19 protein-coding genes are annotated in these 17,254 nt (G+C 65.4%); all 19 read left to right on the forward strand.

Features of this window, described 5'->3' with window-relative positions; all coding sequences use genetic code 11:
• Positions 1 to 7: 7 nt before the first annotated feature.
• The 19 genes from DC522_RS19560 (at position 8) to trbG (ending at position 17,218) form a co-directional block, all read left to right on the forward strand.
• Positions 8 to 1,162 carry a replication initiator protein A gene (locus DC522_RS19560; RefSeq protein ID WP_116530335.1) on the forward strand — a complete coding sequence of 385 codons (1,155 nt, stop codon included), beginning with the start codon at positions 8 to 10 and terminating at the stop codon, positions 1,160 to 1,162.
• Positions 1,159 to 1,809: a ParA family partition ATPase gene (gene parA / locus DC522_RS19565; RefSeq protein ID WP_116530336.1), complete on the forward strand. Its 651-nt coding sequence runs from the start codon at positions 1,159 to 1,161 to the stop codon at positions 1,807 to 1,809. Before DC522_RS19560 ends, parA begins: the two co-directional genes overlap by 4 nt.
• Complete coding sequence (locus tag DC522_RS19570; protein WP_116530337.1) at positions 1,809 to 2,060, forward strand: hypothetical protein; 252 nt, start codon at positions 1,809 to 1,811, stop codon at positions 2,058 to 2,060. Before parA ends, DC522_RS19570 begins: the two co-directional genes overlap by 1 nt.
• Positions 2,057 to 2,578 carry a DUF2840 domain-containing protein gene (locus tag DC522_RS19575; RefSeq protein ID WP_047190322.1) on the forward strand — a complete coding sequence of 174 codons (522 nt, stop codon included), beginning with the start codon at positions 2,057 to 2,059 and terminating at the stop codon, positions 2,576 to 2,578. The genes DC522_RS19570 and DC522_RS19575 overlap by 4 nt, the downstream gene beginning before the upstream one ends.
• Entirely contained in the window at positions 2,575 to 3,120 is a 546-nt protein-coding gene (gene traF, locus DC522_RS19580; protein ID WP_116530338.1) for a conjugative transfer signal peptidase TraF, read from the forward strand. The genes DC522_RS19575 and traF overlap by 4 nt, the downstream gene beginning before the upstream one ends.
• A 45-nt stretch (positions 3,121 to 3,165) precedes the next feature.
• A complete protein-coding gene (locus DC522_RS19585) occupies positions 3,166 to 3,501 on the forward strand; it encodes a DUF736 domain-containing protein (RefSeq protein ID WP_116530339.1) in 336 nt (111 codons plus the stop codon).
• A gap of 4 nt (positions 3,502 to 3,505) precedes the next feature.
• Complete coding sequence (locus DC522_RS19590) at positions 3,506 to 4,222, forward strand: lytic transglycosylase domain-containing protein (protein ID WP_116530340.1); 717 nt, start codon at positions 3,506 to 3,508, stop codon at positions 4,220 to 4,222.
• A 243-nt stretch (positions 4,223 to 4,465) separates the two neighbouring features.
• Positions 4,466 to 6,205, forward strand: a complete 1,740-nt coding sequence (locus DC522_RS19595) for a VirD2 family relaxase/mobilization nuclease (RefSeq protein ID WP_116530341.1) — start codon at positions 4,466 to 4,468, stop codon at positions 6,203 to 6,205.
• 25 nt (positions 6,206 to 6,230) lie between these two features.
• Positions 6,231 to 8,216, forward strand: coding sequence for a conjugal transfer protein TraG (locus DC522_RS19600; RefSeq protein ID WP_116530342.1), 1,986 nt, complete (start codon positions 6,231 to 6,233; stop codon positions 8,214 to 8,216).
• Between the two features lie 4 nt (positions 8,217 to 8,220).
• Positions 8,221 to 8,727: a CopG family transcriptional regulator gene (locus DC522_RS19605; protein WP_245444328.1), complete on the forward strand. Its 507-nt coding sequence runs from the start codon at positions 8,221 to 8,223 to the stop codon at positions 8,725 to 8,727.
• A gap of 334 nt (positions 8,728 to 9,061) precedes the next feature.
• Positions 9,062 to 10,045: a P-type conjugative transfer ATPase TrbB gene (trbB, locus tag DC522_RS19610; protein WP_116530358.1), complete on the forward strand. Its 984-nt coding sequence runs from the start codon at positions 9,062 to 9,064 to the stop codon at positions 10,043 to 10,045.
• Entirely contained in the window at positions 10,042 to 10,374 is a 333-nt protein-coding gene (locus DC522_RS19615) for a TrbC/VirB2 family protein (protein WP_047190328.1), read from the forward strand. The genes trbB and DC522_RS19615 overlap by 4 nt, the downstream gene beginning before the upstream one ends.
• Complete coding sequence (locus DC522_RS19620) at positions 10,374 to 10,655, forward strand: VirB3 family type IV secretion system protein (protein WP_116530343.1); 282 nt, start codon at positions 10,374 to 10,376, stop codon at positions 10,653 to 10,655. The genes DC522_RS19615 and DC522_RS19620 overlap by 1 nt, the downstream gene beginning before the upstream one ends.
• Positions 10,656 to 10,667: 12 nt before the next feature.
• Positions 10,668 to 13,124, forward strand: a complete 2,457-nt coding sequence (gene trbE, locus DC522_RS19625; RefSeq protein ID WP_116530344.1) for a conjugal transfer protein TrbE — start codon at positions 10,668 to 10,670, stop codon at positions 13,122 to 13,124.
• Positions 13,121 to 13,885 carry a P-type conjugative transfer protein TrbJ gene (gene trbJ / locus DC522_RS19630; RefSeq protein ID WP_116530345.1) on the forward strand — a complete coding sequence of 255 codons (765 nt, stop codon included), beginning with the start codon at positions 13,121 to 13,123 and terminating at the stop codon, positions 13,883 to 13,885. Before trbE ends, trbJ begins: the two co-directional genes overlap by 4 nt.
• An 11-nt stretch (positions 13,886 to 13,896) precedes the next feature.
• The gene (gene trbK-alt / locus DC522_RS19635; protein ID WP_047190332.1) at positions 13,897 to 14,184 is read left to right on the forward strand and encodes a putative entry exclusion protein TrbK-alt; all 288 of its coding nucleotides are present in this window, start codon (positions 13,897 to 13,899) and stop codon (positions 14,182 to 14,184) included.
• Between the two features lie 3 nt (positions 14,185 to 14,187).
• Positions 14,188 to 15,555, forward strand: coding sequence for a P-type conjugative transfer protein TrbL (gene trbL, locus DC522_RS19640; RefSeq protein WP_116530346.1), 1,368 nt, complete (start codon positions 14,188 to 14,190; stop codon positions 15,553 to 15,555).
• Positions 15,552 to 16,241: a conjugal transfer protein TrbF gene (gene trbF / locus DC522_RS19645; RefSeq protein ID WP_116530347.1), complete on the forward strand. Its 690-nt coding sequence runs from the start codon at positions 15,552 to 15,554 to the stop codon at positions 16,239 to 16,241. The genes trbL and trbF overlap by 4 nt, the downstream gene beginning before the upstream one ends.
• Positions 16,238 to 17,218 (forward strand): P-type conjugative transfer protein TrbG, encoded by a 981-nt coding sequence (gene trbG / locus DC522_RS19650; protein ID WP_116530348.1) that lies wholly within the window; start codon positions 16,238 to 16,240, stop codon positions 17,216 to 17,218. The genes trbF and trbG overlap by 4 nt, the downstream gene beginning before the upstream one ends.
• Positions 17,219 to 17,254: the final 36 nt, after the last annotated feature.

Raw genomic sequence — 17,254 nt, forward strand, 5'->3', positions numbered from 1 at the left:
TCCCTTCATGGCGGCGCGACGTCAACCCCTCTCGGAGCGCGGACAGCTCGACCTGTTTCGGGCGCTCCCGGGCGACTTCGCGCCACGAGACGCGCAGGATCTCATGGCGTATCCCTTCTTCTCCCTCTCCAAGACTCCTCGCGTCGCGCCGATCGACTTCTCTGCCGGCGATGTCTCGATCCGGGTCGAAGCCGTGCCCGATCACGGCATGGCGACCATCTGGGACGCCGACATCCTGATTTGGGCGGCGAGCCAGATCATCGAGGCGCGCGACGCTGGGCTTCGCACCTCGCGCCTGATGGTCGCCACTCCCTTTGAGATCCTGAAGTTCATCAGACGCGGCACGAGCCTGCGCGATTATCAGCGGCTCAAGGCCGCGCTCGACCGCCTCCAGTCCACAACCGTCAGCACATCGATCCGACAACCCACTGAAGGCCGGCGGCACCGCTTCTCATGGATCAACGAATGGAAGGAGCGAACCGATCGCGCCGGCAAGCCCGACGGCATCGAGATGATCGTGCCGGACTGGTTCTATCAGGCCGTTCTCGACAACGCGCTCGTACTCACCATCGACCGCGCCTATTTCGACCTGACCGGCGGGTTGGAGCGCTGGCTGTACCGGATCGTGCGCAAGCATGGCGGCCGCCAGCGCAATGGCTGGCGCTTCGACGTCCGCCATCTGCACCAGAAGTCCGGAGCCCTGTCGCCGTTCAAGCGCTTCGCCTTCGAGCTGCGCGACATCATCCGGCGCCAGCCGCTACCCGGCTATAGGCTCTTCCTCGAAGTCGAGATCGGCGGACGGATGCTGCTCGCCTTCGAGCCGACGCCGCCCTGTGGGCAGGCTGTGAATTCCGTCGTGCCATCGGGAACCCAGGGACCCGTGCCATCAGGAACCGGCCCCTCGTGCCATCAGGAACCGAAACAGCCTCTAACCCACGGAAACAGAACCGGAAACCGCACCCCTAACTTAGACTCTAACAGAGAATCTAACCTTGAAGAGCGCGCACGCGATGTGGAAAACCTCATCCAGGAGACGGCCAACAGCCTCGGCGTGACCAAGAAGACATGGGGCAGCACATCGGCTTTTGGCAGCGCAGCCAAACACGACGTGTCGGACGCGCCGCGGCTCCCTCTCATTGATGATTCGGGTGGCGCGCGATGATCGTGGCTCTGCTCAACCAGAAGGGCGGCGTCGGTAAGACGACGCTGGCGCTGAACCTTGCCGGCGAATGGGCGCGGCACGGAAAGCGCGTCACGCTCATCGATGCCGACCCACAAGGTTCGGCGCTCGATTGGTCGCAGCAGCGCAGCCGCGAGGGCCTCCCGCGCCTGTTCGGCGTCGTCGGCCTGGCGCGCGACACGCTACACCGAGAAGCGCCCGAGCTCGCGCGCGACGCCGATCATGTCGTTATCGACGGGCCGCCACGTGTCGCCGGACTGATGCGCTCGGCGCTGCTCGCCGCCGACCTGGTGCTGATCCCCGTCCAGCCTTCGCCGCTTGACGGCTGGGCCTCGGCCGAGATGCTGGCGCTCGTTACCGAGGCGCGCATCTACCGGCCGGACCTGGTCGCGCGCTTCGTCCTCAACCGCTGCGGCGCCCGGACCGTGCTGGCCCGTGAAACGGCCGAGGCTTTGGCCGATCACGATCCGCCGGTCCTCGCGAGCACGATCGGCCAGCGCATCGGTTTCGCGGTTGCCGCACAGTCGGGGCGGCTCGTCTTGGAGCTTGACGACGCCACCCCTGCAACCCGCGAGATCGCGGCGCTGGCGGACGAGATCGATCGGCTCGGCATTGGGAGGACAACGTGATGAGCGAACATCCGAACCGTCGCTCCTTCGCTGCCCGGCCCGCCAACCCCGAACATTGGATCAAAGCCGCCGACGCTCCGCGGCCAAGCAGCGACGCCTCCGGCTTCACTGCGCGGCTGACCATAGACGTCACGCCCGAGTTGCGCGGCCGGATCAAGATCGCCGCATTCCGGCGCGGTATCACCGTTGCCGACATGTTGCGAGAGCTGCTCGCGCGCGAATTCCCCAAAGTCCAAGGAGACCCATCATGACCCGCAACGCGGCCCCCCGCGTGCGCGGCGGCCCCCTGCCGATCGCGCATCCTTCCGACAACCTGACCCATGTCGAACTGACCTGGGTGGAGAAGCGCATCGAAAATTGGATCAGGTTTGGCCGAGAGACGGGCGAACAGATCCTCGATCACAGGCGACGTGTTCTCTCTTTCCAATCCGGCAGCATCTTCGCCTTTGTTCGTTGGGCATCGAACGACTTCGGCACGATCCTCTCATGCATCGACATCGTGCGCGCGGTGAAGCCCGGCGAGGCGTACCAGACGCTCCCCTACGTGCGCCCCGGCGGTGACATTCTCTTGAAGATCGAGGGCTGGCCCAAGGTTGAACAGGTGCTCCGCCACATCGATGCGGTGGAGGCTGCGGGCATCGACGTCTGCGACGTCTCCCCCGATCACTGGCGGCACATCGCCAACCGAATGACCGCCGGCCACGACCCGCGCGCCTACACGATGGAGCGCCATCAGGCCTGGCTCAAGCGGCGGGAGTGCGAGCAATGACCCGCTTCGGCTATGTCATGGTGACGTCCTTCTCAGTGATGGGCATTGCCATCGCCTCGTTCATCCCGACCCCGCTGCACCTCGTCTGGAACGCCTCGGCCAGCGTGCCGATCGGCCTCTACGACCTCGCCCCGCCGCACCACCTGGAAGTTGGCGATCTCGTCGCTGTCATGCCGGACAAACCGCTGGCCGACTTCGTGGTGGAGCGCGGCTATATCGGTCGCGACGTGCCGCTGATCAAGCACGTCATGGGTCTTCCCGGGCAACAGGTCTGCCGCACCGGCACCGCTGTCACCGTCGATGCCGTGCTGCTCGGCGACGCGCTCGCTCGCGACCGGCGCGGACGCGAACTTCCCGTTTGGCAGGGCTGCCGGCGCATCGCGGACGGTCAGGTTTTCCTCATGAACCCCGACGTCCCCGACAGCTTGGATAGCCGCTACTTCGGCCCGATCCCGGCGCGCACCGTCATCGGTCGGGCCACGCCGATCTACACCGACGAGGGCGGCGACGGCCACTTCGTCTGGCATGCCGCGACACGCTGAACGCTTGCCAAATTCCCGACCCGCAGCAAACCCAAGGAGGTTTCCATGCCGCAGATTGGTACGTTCGCGCCCAAGACGACAGGATTCGTCGGACGCATCCACACACTCACCCTCGACCGCGAAATCGCACTCGTTCCGGCTGACCCATCCGATGCCGAAAACGCGCCGGACTACCGGGTCCACCACGGCAATGGCGAAGGCCCGGAAATTGGTGCCGGCTGGAAGCGGACTGGTGAGCGCGCTGGCGAATTCATTGCGCTGGTCATCGATGATCCAGCACTGCCGCGGCCGATCCGCGCCAATCTGTTTCGTGACGATGAAGCCGGCGCGTCATGGTCTCTGCACTGGACCCGCCCGCAAATGCGCAACGGGCAGGACTAACGCCATGCCGCGTACTGTCCTCCGTCTCCTTTCCGGCCTGTCCTTGGCCTGCGTGCTGTCGTGTTCGACCTTTGCGGAATCGTCGACCATCGCCAAACCCTCGCCGCGCGATCCCTACGGCGGGCACATCGCCGAAGCGGCGCAGCGCTTCGAGCTTCCCACAGCCTGGATTCGCGCTGTCCTCAAGGCCGAAAGCAACGGCGATCCACGCGCCATCTCGCCCAAAGGCGCGATGGGCCTCATGCAGATCATGCCCGAGACCTGGGCAGAGCTCCGCGTGCGCCACCGGCTCAACAGCGATCCCTATGACCCGCACGACAACATCATTGCGGGCGCGGCGTACATCCGCATGCTGCTCGACCGCTATGGATCACCCGGCTGGATCGCGGCCTACAACGCCGGTCCAGGCCGCTACGAGGCGTCGCTGAAGGGCCGCCCGCTTCCGGCTGAGACCCGCGCCTATGTTACCGCCGTTGCATCTGTCATCGAGGGCAGTGACACCGCCAGCCGTGTCGTGATTGTCGCCGCCGATCCGCTGGCATGGACCCGCGCGCCGCTCTTCGTCATGCAACGGAAAAGCGATTCGGCTGCCGATCCTGTGCAGGCCGAGCGCTCGGCGAGCGATGCTCCGGCTGCGACCGCCATACGCGATGTTTCCGCCATCGTGCCGCAGTCGGGCGGCCTCTTCGTCGCCTCCGCCACAGCAGGGACCTTGCGATGAGCGTCCTGGTTCCCGATCGCACGATGGCAGGCTCTGGCGCGCCATGGAGTGCGGGAGGGTGGAGCACCGGCAACACGACCGGACGATGGCAGGATAAAAGAGCGCACATTGTGCTTCGGTTGGGCGGTTGTTTTTGCTGGATTTTCCCGCGCATTCCGCACCTTGTCGCACGTTCGCGCAATGTGCGACGAACCCTCAAACCGTTGAATCTTCGTGGTCTTCCACACATTGCAGAGCCGCGCCATGTCCGATGAGCGCGAGTTTCGCATCCGGCCGGGCCGCATCCGATCAACCCGTGCGCAAGCTGCGCGGCCCTTCATCGCACAAGCGCTTGCCGCCGCGAAGAAAGCCGGCGGTGGTGTGTCCCGCTCCGGACGCATCGTCTCCGGCAATCGCTCCCGCTTCGGCCGCGGCCAGCGCGCCAGCATCCAGGCCAATCGGCTCATTACTTCCCGTTCACGCGGCGCCGTCATCAAGGCACGCGTCGTACGGCATTCCGCGCGCGCCGCGCCGCTTGGCACCCATCTCAACTACCTGCGCCGCGATGGTGTGACCCGGGATGGGGAGAAGGCCCGCCTCTTTGGGCCCGGTACAGAGGACGCGGACGGCCGCACCTTCGCCGAGCGCTGCGAGGACGATCGGCATCACTTCCGGTTCATCATCTCGCCCGATGACGCGCCCGAGATGTCCGACCTCAAGTCCTTCACGCGCGATCTCGTCAGCCAGATGGAGAATGATCTCGGCACCAGGCTCGACTGGGTGGCCATCGATCACTGGAACACCGAGCACCCGCATGTCCATCTGATCGTGCGCGGCGTCCGCGACGACGGCCAGGACCTCGTCATCTCGCGCGACTACATCAAGGAGGGCATGCGCGATCGGGCGCGCGATCTCATCACTCAGGAGCTGGGGCCGCGCACCGACCTCGACATTCGCCGCACGCTCTTGCGCCAGATCGAGGTCGAACGCTGGACGCAGCTCGACCGGCAACTGCTCCGCGATGCGCGCAACACCGGCGTCATCGACCTTGCGCCGCATGCTGATCGTCAGCCGGATGAGTTTCATGTCCAGAAGATCGGTCGCCTTCGCAAGCTGGAGACCCTTGGCCTTGCCGAACAGATCGGTCCTGGCCAATGGATGATCAACGACAAGGCCGAGGCGACGCTCCGGGAGCTCGGCGAGCGCGGTGACATCATCAAGCGCATGCATCGCGCTCTGACCGAACACGGTATTGAGCGCGGCTCGGCAAATTATGTGCTCGCCGCCGAAAGCCTCTACACGCCCATCACCGGCCGCCTTGTGGCTCGCGGACTCGATGACGAGCTGAAAGGCACGGCTTATGCCGTGGTCGATGGCATTGATGGTCGAACACACCACATCAAGCTCGCCGATCTCGATGCCGCCGGAGACAGTCCGCCCGGCTCGATCGTCGAGCTGCGGACGTTCGATGACGCGCGAGGCCAACATCGCGTTGCGCTCGCCGTCCGCTCCGATCTCGACATCCACGCGCAGGTCACGGCATCGGGCGGGACCTGGCTCGACCGACAGGCCATGGCACGCGAGCCGGCAGCCTTGTCTGAGGGCGGCTTTGGCGCTGAGGTGCGTCAGGCGATGGAACAACGGGCCGACCATCTGGTCGTGGAAGGTCTTGCACAGCGGCAGGGCCGGCGCGTCGTCTTCACCCGCAGGCTGATCGAGACGCTTCGTCGCCGGGAACTCGATGCGCTCGGCGACAGGCTCGCCGCCGAGACCGGAACGCCGTTCAAGCGCGCCAATGGCGGCGAGTCTGTCGCCGGCACCTACCGGCAGCGTTTCACGCTCGCCTCCGGCCGCTTCGCCATGATCGATGATGGCCTTGGCTTCCAGCTCGTCCCCTGGTCGCCTTCCCTCGACAAGCAACTCGGCCGCCACGTCTCGGGCGTCGCCCGCGGCGACGGCGGGATCGACTGGAGCTTCGGTCGCAAGCGCGGACTCGGACTCTGACCATCAAGAAGAAGAAAGGATTGTCATGTCGGCCACGAAGATCCTCTGGGGTCAGATCCTCACCGTTTTCCTGGTTATTCTCATGACGACATGGGCGGCGACCCAATATGTGGCCTGGAGCCTCGGGTTTCAGGCGCAACTTGGAAAGCCATGGTTCGAACTGGCCGGCTGGCCGGTCTACTACCCGCCGGCGATCTTCTGGTGGTGGTACTTTTATGACGCCTATGCGCCGGAGGTCTTCGCCAAGGGCGGGATCATCGCCGCATCCGGCGGCTTCATCGCCATTGCAGTCGCCATCGGAATGTCTGTGTGGCGCGCGCGGGAAGCACAGAACGTCGCCACTTACGGCTCCGCCCGCTGGGCAGAGACAGCCGAAGTCAGGAACGCCGGCCTGCTTGGTCCCGATGGTGTTGTGCTCGGTCGCTATGAGCGCGACTACCTGCGCCATGATGGACCCGAGCATGTGTTGTGCTTCGCGCCGACGCGATCGGGCAAGGGCGTCGGCCTTGTGGTGCCATCGCTGCTGACCTGGCCGGCCTCGGCGATCGTTCACGACATCAAAGGGGAGAATTGGCATCTCACCGCAGGCTTTCGCGCCCGGCACGGTCGCGTGCTGCTCTTCGATCCAACAAATCCCAAATCGTCGGCCTATAATCCGCTGCTGGAGGTCCGCCGCGGGGAATGGGAGGTCCGCGATGTCCAGAACATCGCCGACATCCTCGTGGACCCCGAAGGCTCGCTGGATAAGCGGAACCACTGGGAGAAGACCAGCCACGCCCTGCTCGTCGGCGCGATCCTTCATGTCCTCTATGCGGAGTCGGATAAGACCCTCGCCGGCGTCGCCGCCTTCCTCTCGGATCCGAAACGGCCCATTGAGTCGACGCTCGCTGCGATGATGAAGACAGCGCACCTCGGCGAAGCCGGACCGCACCCGGTCATCGCGAGCGCGGCGCGCGAGCTGCTGAACAAGTCGGACAATGAGCGCAGCGGTGTGCTCAGCACCGCCATGTCGTTCCTCGGCCTGTACCGCGACCCGGTCGTTGCCGAGGTGACACGGCGCTGCGACTGGCGGATCACCGATATCGTCGGTGGCGAGCGGCCGACAACGCTCTACCTCGTCGTGCCGCCATCCGACATCAACCGCACCAAACCGCTGATCCGCCTGATCCTCAACCAGGTCGGCCGCCGCCTGACGGAGGACCTTCAGATGAAGGTCCGGCGGCATCGGCTGTTGCTCATGCTCGACGAATTTCCCGCGTTGGGTCGGCTCGACTTCTTCGAGAGCGCCTTGGCGTTTATGGCCGGCTACGGGCTGAAGAGCTTCCTGATCGCGCAATCGCTGAACCAGATCGAGAAGGCCTACGGCCCGAACAACTCGATCCTGGACAACTGCCATGTCCGCGTCAGCTTTGCCACCAACGACGAGCGCACGGCAAAGCGCGTGTCTGACGCGCTCGGCACCGCAACCGAGATGAAGGCCATGAAGAACTACGCCGGGCACCGGCTGTCACCCTGGCTCGGCCATCTGATGGTCTCGCGGTCGGAGACGGCTCGCCCCTTGCTGACGCCCGGCGAGGTGATGCAACTCCCGCCGACCGACGAGATCGTCATGGTCGCGGGCACGCCGCCGATCCGGGCGAAGAAAGCGCGCTATTACGACGATGCCCGCTTCAAGGAACGCATCCTGCCCCCGCCGGCGCTGACGCAGCCCGAGGCCGCGCGCCCGGATGATTGGAGTACCTTGCCGATACCGGCCCGACCGCAAGCCGTGCAAGCCGAGTTGGAGAGGGCCGGCCAGGATGAAGATCCGACCGAGTCCGAGCGCCGTCACCAGCCTGAACTCAGCCGCGTGAAGCCCATCGAAAAGAAGGCGCCGATCGAGAACGAGTTCGAGATCGATCCGGCGGACGATACGGACCAGGAGGCCACCCGTAACAGACGTCTCACGCGCCTCATGCAGGGCGTTGCGCGCCAAGTCTCGCTCGATTCCAATGACGGCATGGAGCTGTAAGCGCATGGCAGGCCGCAAGAAGAAGACGCAGATCTCCGTCTATCTCGACCCTGACGTCATGGCGATGCTCGCGGACTATGCCGCACGCCGGGAGCAGTCGCTCTCCCTGATCGCCGAGGCAGCCATCGCGTCATTTCTGTCGCCGGATGACGCCGAACGGCGCGAGGCCGTGATCGCCAAGCGGCTCGACCAGCTCGACCGACGAATGACGCGGCTGGAGCGCGATGTCGGCATCTCGGTGGAAACCTTGGCTGTATTCATCCGCTTCTGGCTCGCCACCACGCCGGCGCTGCCTGAACCCGCGGCCCAGGCCGCACGCGCCAAGGCCAGAGAGCGCTATGAGGCATTCGTCACTGCCCTCGGTCGAAGGTTAGCCAAGGGGCCGAAGCTGAGACAGGAGGTTTCAGAGGATATCGCCTCTGAGCACGGTGCAGGCTCGATGGAGACCTCCAGTGGTCGCTCCCGACCCGGAGACGCCGTCCGCGACAACTGCGACGAACGGCTCGACTGATCTCAGAGCCCAATCTGGTAGCGACAACGTCGGGGCTTTGGCAAACCGTCTGCGACGCTTCGATCAGTGGTCGGTTGCGTTCTCGCTTTCAAACATGGCCTGCGGCTTTGTCATCGTCGCCTGCGTGTTCCTCTGGGCAAAAAGGAAGGAGGAGACGCGATAATCCCTACACTGCTAGCTGCACTCCTTTCCGTCGGAGCACCGCCGTTTTCCTGTATTTGCACGCCACGCTCCTGCGACGCCCGAATCTTGTTGAATCGGCCTGATTTCGGGATCTCTTAATGATCCCCAATCGGGGACCGTCTGTCGTGTCCCCGTGACGATTGGGGACGAAATGACCACACAGCACCAGAAACCGGAGGCGATCCTGCGCGGCGCGCGCATGCTGCGCACTGCGCTTGGGTCGGCCATCGCCCGGTTTCTGGAAGATCCGGCCGTCGTCGAAGTCATGCTCAATCCAGACGGACGGCTCTGGGTCGACCGTCTGTCGGAGGGCCTGGCCGACACGGGAGAAAGGCTGTCCGCCGCCGACGGCGAGCGCATCGTGCGCCTGGTCGCCCATCATGTCGGCGCCGAGGTGCATCCGCGCAGCCCGCGCGTCTCGGCCGAGCTGCCTGAGACGGGAGAGCGGTTCGAGGGACTTCTGCCGCCAGTCGTCGCAGCTCCAGCCTTTGCTATCCGTAAGCCCGCCGCCGCGGTTTTCAGCCTCGATGATTATGTGGCGGCCGGGATCATGTCGACTGACCAGGCCGCGATCCTCCGCGCGGCCGTCGCGGCACGCGCCAACATCCTCGTCGCTGGCGGCACCTCGACCGGCAAGACCACGCTGACCAATGCGCTGCTGGCTGAAGTCGCCAAGGGCGAGGAGCGCGTCGTCATCATCGAGGACACGCGCGAGCTTCAGTGTGCTGCGCCGAACCTCGTCGCCATGAGGACCAAGGATGGCGTGGCGACGCTCTCAGATCTGGTCCGATCCTCGCTGCGCCTGCGGCCTGATCGCATCCCCATCGGCGAGGTGCGCGGTTCCGAAGCTCTCGACCTGCTCAAGGCATGGGGCACCGGTCATCCCGGCGGCATCGGCACCATCCATGCCGGTTCCGGCATCGGCGCGCTGCGCCGCCTCGAGCAGCTCATCCAGGAAGCCGCCGTCACTGTCCCGCGCGCACTGATCGCCGAGACGATCGATCTCGTTGCGGTTCTCTCCGGTCGCGGTTCTTCGCGCCGCTTGGCCGAACTCGCCCGCGTCGAGGGGCTCGACGCCCATGGCGACTACCGCGTCCTCCCCACCACCACCATCAACACAGGAGTCCCTTCATGATCCGCACGGTCTCTCGCGGCTGCCGCACTCTAGCGACCGCCGCCCCTGCCCTGTCCATCAGCCTCATGCTGGCGCCGGCCGCTCACGCCTCCGGCTCGTCCATGCCCTGGGAGCAGCCGCTTCAACAGATCCTCCAGTCGATCGAAGGGCCGGTCGCCAAGATCATCGCGGTGATCATCATCATCATGACCGGCCTGACGCTGGCTTTCGGCGACACGTCGGGCGGCTTTCGCAGGCTCATCCAGGTCGTCTTCGGCCTCTCGATCGCCTTCGCGGCCAGCTCCTTCTTCCTGTCGTTCTTCTCGTTCGGCGGCGGGGCGCTCATCTGATGGTGAGCCTTCTCGAGCAACCGGCCGAGGTGCCGGGATACACCGCCCCCGTTCATAGGGCACTGACCGAGCACATCCTGCTCGGCGGCGCCCCGCGCTCCATCGCCATCATGAACGGAACGCTCGCCGGAGCCATCGGCCTCGGCCTGCGCCTCTGGCTGGTTGGCCTCGCGATCTGGACGCTCGGCCACTTCATGGCCGTCTGGGCCGCGAAGCGCGATCCGCTCTTCGTCGAGGTCGGGCGGCGGCATCTGCGTATCCCCGGCCACCTGTCCGTTTGAGGAAACGCGCGGATGATGAACCTCGCCGAATACCGGCGTACTGCGGCGCGGCTCGCCGACTATTTGCCCTGGGCCGCTCTGGTCGCCGACGGGATCGTCCTAAACAAGGACGGCTCGTTCCAGCGGACGGCGCGCTTTCGCGGCCCCGATCTCGATTCCGCTGTCGCGGCCGAACTGGTTGCGATCGCCGGTCGGCTCAACAACGCCTTCCGCCGTCTCGGCTCGGGATGGGCGATTTTCGTCGAGGCGCGGCGCCATGGGGCCGCGACCTATCCCGCGAGCCAATTCCCTGATGCCGCCTCGGCGCTGCTCGACGCTGAACGCAAGGCCGATTTCGAGGAAGCCGGCGCACATTTCGTGTCCAGCTATTTCCTCACCATCGCCTATCTGCCGCCGGCTGAGGACGCGGCACGTACCGAAGCTTGGTTCTATGAGGGGCGTGAACGCTTCGGCGTCGATCCTCAAGAGATCCTGCGCGGCTTTGTTGATCGCACCGATCGCGTGCTCGCCCTGCTCGACGGCTTCATGCCGGAATGCGTCTGGCTCGATAGCCCGGAAACCCTGACCTACCTGCACTCGACTATATCGACGAAGCGCCAGCGCGTCCGTGTCCCCGAAACCCCGATTTATCTTGACGCGCTGCTCGCCGACCAGCCGCTGACCGGCGGCCTCGAGCCGCGTCTCGGCAACGCGCATCTGCGCATCCTGACCATCGTCGGTTTCCCGACAGCAACCACGCCCGGAATCCTCGACGACCTGAACCGGCTCGCCTTTCCCTATCGCTGGTCGACGCGCGCGATCCTGCTCGACAAGACCGACGCGACCAAGCTGATGACCAGGATCAGGCGGCAGTGGTTTGCCAAGCGCAAGTCGATCGCCGCGATCTTGAAAGAGGTGATGACCAATGAGGCGTCCGTCCTCGTGGACACCGACGCCGCGAACAAGGCCGCCGATGCCGATCTCGCCCTGCAGGAGCTCGGCGCCGACTATGCCGGCATGGCCTATGTCACGGCGACCGTCACCGTCTGGGACGATGACCCACGCATCTCAAACGAGAAACTGCGGCTGGTCGAGAAGGTCATCCAGGGCCGCGACTTCACCTGCATGGCCGAGACCATCAACGCCGTCGATGCCTGGCTGGGCTCGCTGCCCGGACATCTCTACGCCAACGTGCGTCAGCCGCCCATCTCGACGCTCAATCTCGCTCACATCATTCCGCTTTCGGCGGTGTGGGCGGGGCCGGAACGGGACGAGCATTTCGCTGCACCCCCTCTGCTCTTCGGCAAGACCGAAGGCTCGACCCCGTTCCGGTTTTCCCTTCACGTCGGCGACGTCGGTCACACGCTGGTCGTCGGCCCGACCGGCGCCGGCAAGTCGGTGCTGCTCGCTGTCATGGCCTTGCAGTTCCGCCGCTACGAGCGCTCCCAGGTCTTCGCCTTCGATTTCGGTGGCTCGATCCGCGCAGCCGTGCTCGCCATGGGCGGCGACTGGCACGATCTCGGCGGCGACCTGACCGAAGGCGCGGAAAACTCCGTCTCCCTTCAGCCGCTCGCGCGCATTCACGATACGCCAGAGCGTGCCTGGGCCGCCGACTGGCTCGCCGCCATCCTGATGCGCGAGGACGTGCCGGTCACGCCCGACGTCAAGGAGCATCTGTGGTCCGCGCTCACCTCGCTGGCTTCAGCGCCCATCGAGGAGCGCACCATCACCGGCCTGGCATTGCTGCTGCAGTCCAGCGACCTCAAGCAAGCCCTGCGACCTTACTGCGTCGGCGGTCCCCACGGCCGTCTGCTCGATGCGGAAGCCGATTATCTGGGTCAAGCGTCCGTTCAGGCCTTCGAGATCGAGGGCTTGGTCGGCACTGGCGCAGCGCCGGCGGTGCTCTCCTATCTCTTCCATCGGATCGGCGATCGCCTCGACGGCTCGCCGACGCTGCTCATCATCGACGAGGGTTGGCTCGCGCTCGATGATGCTGCTTTCGCGGGCCAGCTCCGCGAATGGATGAAGACACTGCGCAAGAAGAACGCCAGCGTCATCTTCGCCACGCAGTCGCTATCCGATATCGACCGCAGCAGCATCGCACCCGCGATTGTCGAGAGCTGCCCGACGCGGCTGCTCCTGCCGAACGAACGCGCGATCGAGCCCCAGATTATGGCGATCTATCGCCGGTTTGGTTTGAACGATCGTCAGATCGAGATCCTCGCACGGGCTACGCCCAAGCGAGATTATTACTGCCAATCCGGCCGCGGCAATCGCCTCTTCGAGCTCGGCCTGTCCGACGTCGGATTAGCCCTCGCGGCAGCATCATCGAAAACCGATCAGTCCCTGATTGCACGCACCTACGCCGAACACGGGCGCGAGGGCTTCCTCGCCGCCTGGCTACGCCTGCGCGGCGTCGATTGGGCCGCCGACCTGATCCCTGATCTTACCAATCTCACCTGCAACCCTGACAAGGAACGCCAGTCATGAGGACCTATCATCGCCGCTCGCACGCGATTCTGCTCGCAGTGTCCATTCTGTCTGTGCCGCTCGTGGTGTCGGCAACGCTGACGACGCCCGCATACGCCCTCATTGTCTTTGATCCATCCAATTACGCGCAGAATGTCATCCAGGCAGCGCGCGCGCTCGAGCAGATCACTCATCAGATCACAAGCCTTCAAAACGAAGCACAGATGCTCATCAACCAGGCCCGCAACCTTGCGAGCTTGCCGTATTCGTCACTCCAACAGATTCAGCAGAGTGTCCAGCGCACCCAGCAACTCCTGCAACAGGCGCAGAACATCGCGTTCAACGTCCAGGACATCGACCAGATGTTTCAGCAGCAGTACGGCACGATCTCGCTGTCGGCGACCGACCAGCAGCTTGTCGCCGGTGCGCGATCCCGCTGGCACAACACAGTGGGCGGCCTGCAGGATGCGTTGCGCGTCCAAGCCGGCGTGGTCGGCAACATCGACACGAACCGTTCCGAAATGGCCGCGCTCATTGGCCAGAGCCAAGGCGCCACGGGTGCGCTGCAGGCGACGCAGGCCGGCAATCAGCTGCTGGCGCTCCAGTCGCAGCAGCTCTCCGATCTGATCGCACTGATCTCCGCCAATGGCCGCGCCGGGGCGCTCACCGAGGCCGAGCGCGCGGCCGCCGCCGAACAGGGACGCGAACAGCGCCGGCGCTTCCTGACGCCCAGCACCGGCTATCAGCCGGGCAACGCGCGGATGTTCAACAACGGTAACTGATGGAGGCTGGCATGGACGGCAAGCTGCTGGCCCGGCTGGGCGCGATCGTCTTCGTCGCCATCGCGATCACCGCAACGGCGATCGAGATGACCCGGGAAGAGGAAGCGCCGGCCGCTCAGGACGCGCGCCAGGTTCAGCCCGAGCGCGATCCGCTGCGCGAGGGCCAGCACCGGTGCCAGCAGCTTGGGCAGAGGGCCGCCAGCGACTCCGAATGCCTGCGTGTCTGGGCGCAAACCCGCGATCGCTTTCTCGGCCGTCCAGCAGCGCCCATCGCCCCGCAAGCCCGCGAAAGGCAGTGAGCCATGGGCGGTTCCGGCGTCATCGACAATTTCCTCACCGTCTTCACCCGCTACATCGACTCCGGCTTCGGACTCCTCGGTGGTGAAGTCGCCTTCATTGCCACCACCCTGATCGTCATCGACGTGACGCTGGCTGCGCTGTTCTGGAGCTGGGGCGCCGATGACGACGTCATTGCTCGGCTCGTGAAGAAGACGCTGTTCGTCGGCGTATTCGCCTATCTGATCGGCAATTGGAACAATCTCGCGAAGATCGTCTTCGATTCCTTCGCTGGCCTCGGTCTGAAAGGCTCTGGCACGAGCTTCACCGCGCAGGATTTGATGCGCCCCGGCAAGGTGGCGCAGACCGGGCTCGATGCCGCGCGACCCTTGCTGGAATCCATCTCCGACCTGATGGGCTGGGTCTCGTTTTTCGAGAACTTCATCCAGATCGCCTGCCTCCTGTTCGCTTGGGCGCTGGTGCTGCTCGCCTTCTTCATTCTCGCCGTCCAACTCTTCGTCACCCTGATTGAATTCAAGCTCACCACCTTAGCCGGCTTCGTGCTGATCCCGTTTGGCCTGTTCGGCAAGACCGCTTTCATGGCCGAAAGGGTGTTGGGCAACGTCATCTCGTCGGGCATCAAGGTTCTCGTTCTGGCGGTCATCATCGGCATCGGATCGACGCTGTTCAGCCAGTTCACACAGGGATTTGGTGGCCAGATGCCGACCATCGATGATGCCATGACCGTCGTGCTGGCCGCGCTCTCGCTGCTCGGCCTCGGCATCTTCGGTCCCGGCGTTGCCGCCGGCCTGGTGCAGGGCGGTCCGCAGCTTGGCCCGGGCGCGGCGGTCGGCGCGGGTCTCGTGGCGGGTGGCACAGCACTTGCCGCCGGTGGGGCGGCAGGGCTCACCGCGAAGGGAGGCGGCGCCGCGTTGTCGGGTGGAGCCGCCGCCACCAGAAGTGGTGCCGCAGCTGTGGGTGGCGCGACGGCCGCTTACAGCCTCGGCTCCCTCGGTCAGTCGGGCGCTGCTGGCGTTGCTGCCGGCCTCGGCGGTGTTGCGCGGGCTGCAGGTGCGGCGGCACCATCACCGCTCAAACGTGCGGCCACACGCGCCGAGAGCATCAAATCCAGATTCTCCGAGGGCACCAGAGCCGGTCTCAGTGCCACCGGCGGCTCCTCCACCATGGGAACCATGGGAGGTCGCGCCGATGCCGGGAACGAGGCCGCGGACGCGACCGCGCCATCTCGCGACGGGCCGCCAGACTGGGCGAAGCGCATGACACGCAGCCAAGCCCTCAGCCACGGCGCAACCGCCGCCGCACACGCCGTCCGCTCTGGCGACAGTCACAGTGGCGGCTCTTCCGTCAGCCTTCAGACAAGCGACCGCTCATGAGCTTCTTCAAACGACCCGCGACCCATTATGGCAAGACGCCCGAACCCGTCACCCCTTACCAGAAGGCCGCGCAGGTCTGGGACGAACGTATCGGCTCCGCCCGCGTGCAGGCGAAGAACTGGCGCACCATCGCCTTCGGTTCTTTGTTCCTGTCAGCGGGCTTTGCCACCGTGCTCGTCTGGCAGTCGGCGCGTGGGACCGTCGTGCCCTGGGTGGTGCAGGTTGACCGGCTCGGTCAGGCACAGGCGATCGCTCAGGCCACGGCCGACTATCGCCCGACCGATCCACAGGTGGCGTGGCATCTCGCACGCTTCATCGAGCAGGTCAGGAGCATTCCGGCTGACGCGATCATCGTCCGCCAGAACTGGCTTCGCGCCTATGAGTGGACGACCGACCGCGGTGCTGCCGCGCTCAACGACTACGCCCGCGCCAATGACCCGTTTAACCGCGTCGGTCGCCAGCAGGTCGCAGTGGACGTATCGAGCGTCATCCGCGCCTCGCCGGATTCCTTCCGCGTCGCCTGGGTCGAGCGCCGCTACGAGAACGGCCAGCTCGAAGCGACCGAGCGCTGGACCGCGATCCTGACCATCGTGATCCAAGTGCCACGCGACGCCGAGCGTCTGCGCGCCAATCCGCTCGGCATCTACGTCAACGCCATCAACTGGTCGCGGGAGTTGGGCCAATGAGGATGTCACTCCGCAAGCCCGGCTTCCCGGCATTCCGTAGACCCGCGCTTGCGCTTCTTCTGCTTTCGGCAACTGTGCTTGCCGGCTGCGCGACCAACAAGCCGCCGGAGATCAGCTATGACAGCGATGTTCCGCCATTGCCTGCCGTCCCGGCTGCCGTCACCGACTTAAGTCCGCGTCCGCTGCATATTCCACCGGCCTGGACGCCCGCGCGCGGTGGAAACGCGGCAAGCACGCCCACCAGCCGCGTGCAAAACGCCAACGCCGCCGCCCGCGTCGAGCCGCGTCGTGAGGGCTATTACAATGCGATCCAGATCTATCCCTGGAGCGACGGCGCCCTCTATCAGGTCTATGCCGCGCCGGGTCAGATCACCAACATCGCGCTCGAGCCCGGCGAAAGCCTGACCGGCTCCGGCGCGATCGCCGCAGGCGACACAGCGCGCTGGATCATTGGTGATACCGCGAGCGGGAGCGGTGTGACGCGCCGCGTCCATGTCCTCGTCAAGCCCACGCGCACGGACATCTCGACCAATCTCATCATCACGACCGATCGGCGCCTCTACATGCTCGAGCTGCGCGCAGGCGAGAGCCCTTATATGCCGGCGGTCGCCTGGGCCTATCCGCAGCCTCCGGCCTCGCACCGCCAGAGCATGCCGGCGACGCCCGTCATTCCCGACGGAGGAGCGCGCAACTATCGCTACGCCCTGAGCGGCGACACGCCGCCCTGGCGTCCGGTCTCCGTCTACGACGACGGGCGCCGGGTCTATGTTGAGTTCCCGCGTGGCATCGTCCAGGGCGAGATGCCGCCGATCTTCGTCATTGGCCCGGACGGCGAGGCGCAGATCGTCAACAGCCGCATCTATCGGAACATCCTGATTGTCGACCGACTCTTCGGCGCGGCCGAGCTGCGCCTCGGTAGCGGTCAGCGCCAGCAGACCGTCAGGATCGTTCGGACCGACGAAAGGCCCGCATCGTGAGCGAGAACAACCCCGCAAGCAACGGATCGCCATCGG

It is taken from the genome of Microvirga sp. KLBC 81 (genome assembly GCF_003075415.1).
In the GTDB taxonomy this organism is placed as follows: Bacteria; Pseudomonadota; Alphaproteobacteria; order Rhizobiales; family Beijerinckiaceae; genus Microvirga.

Bases quoted from the DNA above. Each gene is read 5' to 3' on its own strand.
- trbB (WP_116530358.1), top strand. From the start codon at position 9,062: ATGACCACACAGCACCAGAAACCGGAGGCGATCCTGCGCGGCGCGCGC.
- trbG (WP_116530348.1), top strand. From the start codon at position 16,238: ATGAGGATGTCACTCCGCAAGCCCGGCTTCCCGGCATTCCGTAGACCC.
- DC522_RS19575 (WP_047190322.1), top strand. From the start codon at position 2,057: ATGACCCGCAACGCGGCCCCCCGCGTGCGCGGCGGCCCCCTGCCGATC.
- DC522_RS19600 (WP_116530342.1), top strand. From the start codon at position 6,231: ATGTCGGCCACGAAGATCCTCTGGGGTCAGATCCTCACCGTTTTCCTG.
- DC522_RS19590 (WP_116530340.1), top strand. From the start codon at position 3,506: ATGCCGCGTACTGTCCTCCGTCTCCTTTCCGGCCTGTCCTTGGCCTGC.
- DC522_RS19560 (WP_116530335.1), top strand. From the start codon at position 8: ATGGCGGCGCGACGTCAACCCCTCTCGGAGCGCGGACAGCTCGACCTG.
- trbK-alt (WP_047190332.1), top strand. From the start codon at position 13,897: ATGGACGGCAAGCTGCTGGCCCGGCTGGGCGCGATCGTCTTCGTCGCC.
- DC522_RS19570 (WP_116530337.1), top strand. From the start codon at position 1,809: ATGAGCGAACATCCGAACCGTCGCTCCTTCGCTGCCCGGCCCGCCAAC.
- DC522_RS19595 (WP_116530341.1), top strand. From the start codon at position 4,466: ATGTCCGATGAGCGCGAGTTTCGCATCCGGCCGGGCCGCATCCGATCA.
- trbJ (WP_116530345.1), top strand. From the start codon at position 13,121: ATGAGGACCTATCATCGCCGCTCGCACGCGATTCTGCTCGCAGTGTCC.
- DC522_RS19615 (WP_047190328.1), top strand. From the start codon at position 10,042: ATGATCCGCACGGTCTCTCGCGGCTGCCGCACTCTAGCGACCGCCGCC.
- DC522_RS19585 (WP_116530339.1), top strand. From the start codon at position 3,166: ATGCCGCAGATTGGTACGTTCGCGCCCAAGACGACAGGATTCGTCGGA.
- parA (WP_116530336.1), top strand. From the start codon at position 1,159: ATGATCGTGGCTCTGCTCAACCAGAAGGGCGGCGTCGGTAAGACGACG.
- DC522_RS19605 (WP_245444328.1), top strand. From the start codon at position 8,221: ATGGCAGGCCGCAAGAAGAAGACGCAGATCTCCGTCTATCTCGACCCT.
- trbL (WP_116530346.1), top strand. From the start codon at position 14,188: ATGGGCGGTTCCGGCGTCATCGACAATTTCCTCACCGTCTTCACCCGC.
- trbF (WP_116530347.1), top strand. From the start codon at position 15,552: ATGAGCTTCTTCAAACGACCCGCGACCCATTATGGCAAGACGCCCGAA.
- DC522_RS19620 (WP_116530343.1), top strand. From the start codon at position 10,374: ATGGTGAGCCTTCTCGAGCAACCGGCCGAGGTGCCGGGATACACCGCC.
- trbE (WP_116530344.1), top strand. From the start codon at position 10,668: ATGATGAACCTCGCCGAATACCGGCGTACTGCGGCGCGGCTCGCCGAC.
- traF (WP_116530338.1), top strand. From the start codon at position 2,575: ATGACCCGCTTCGGCTATGTCATGGTGACGTCCTTCTCAGTGATGGGC.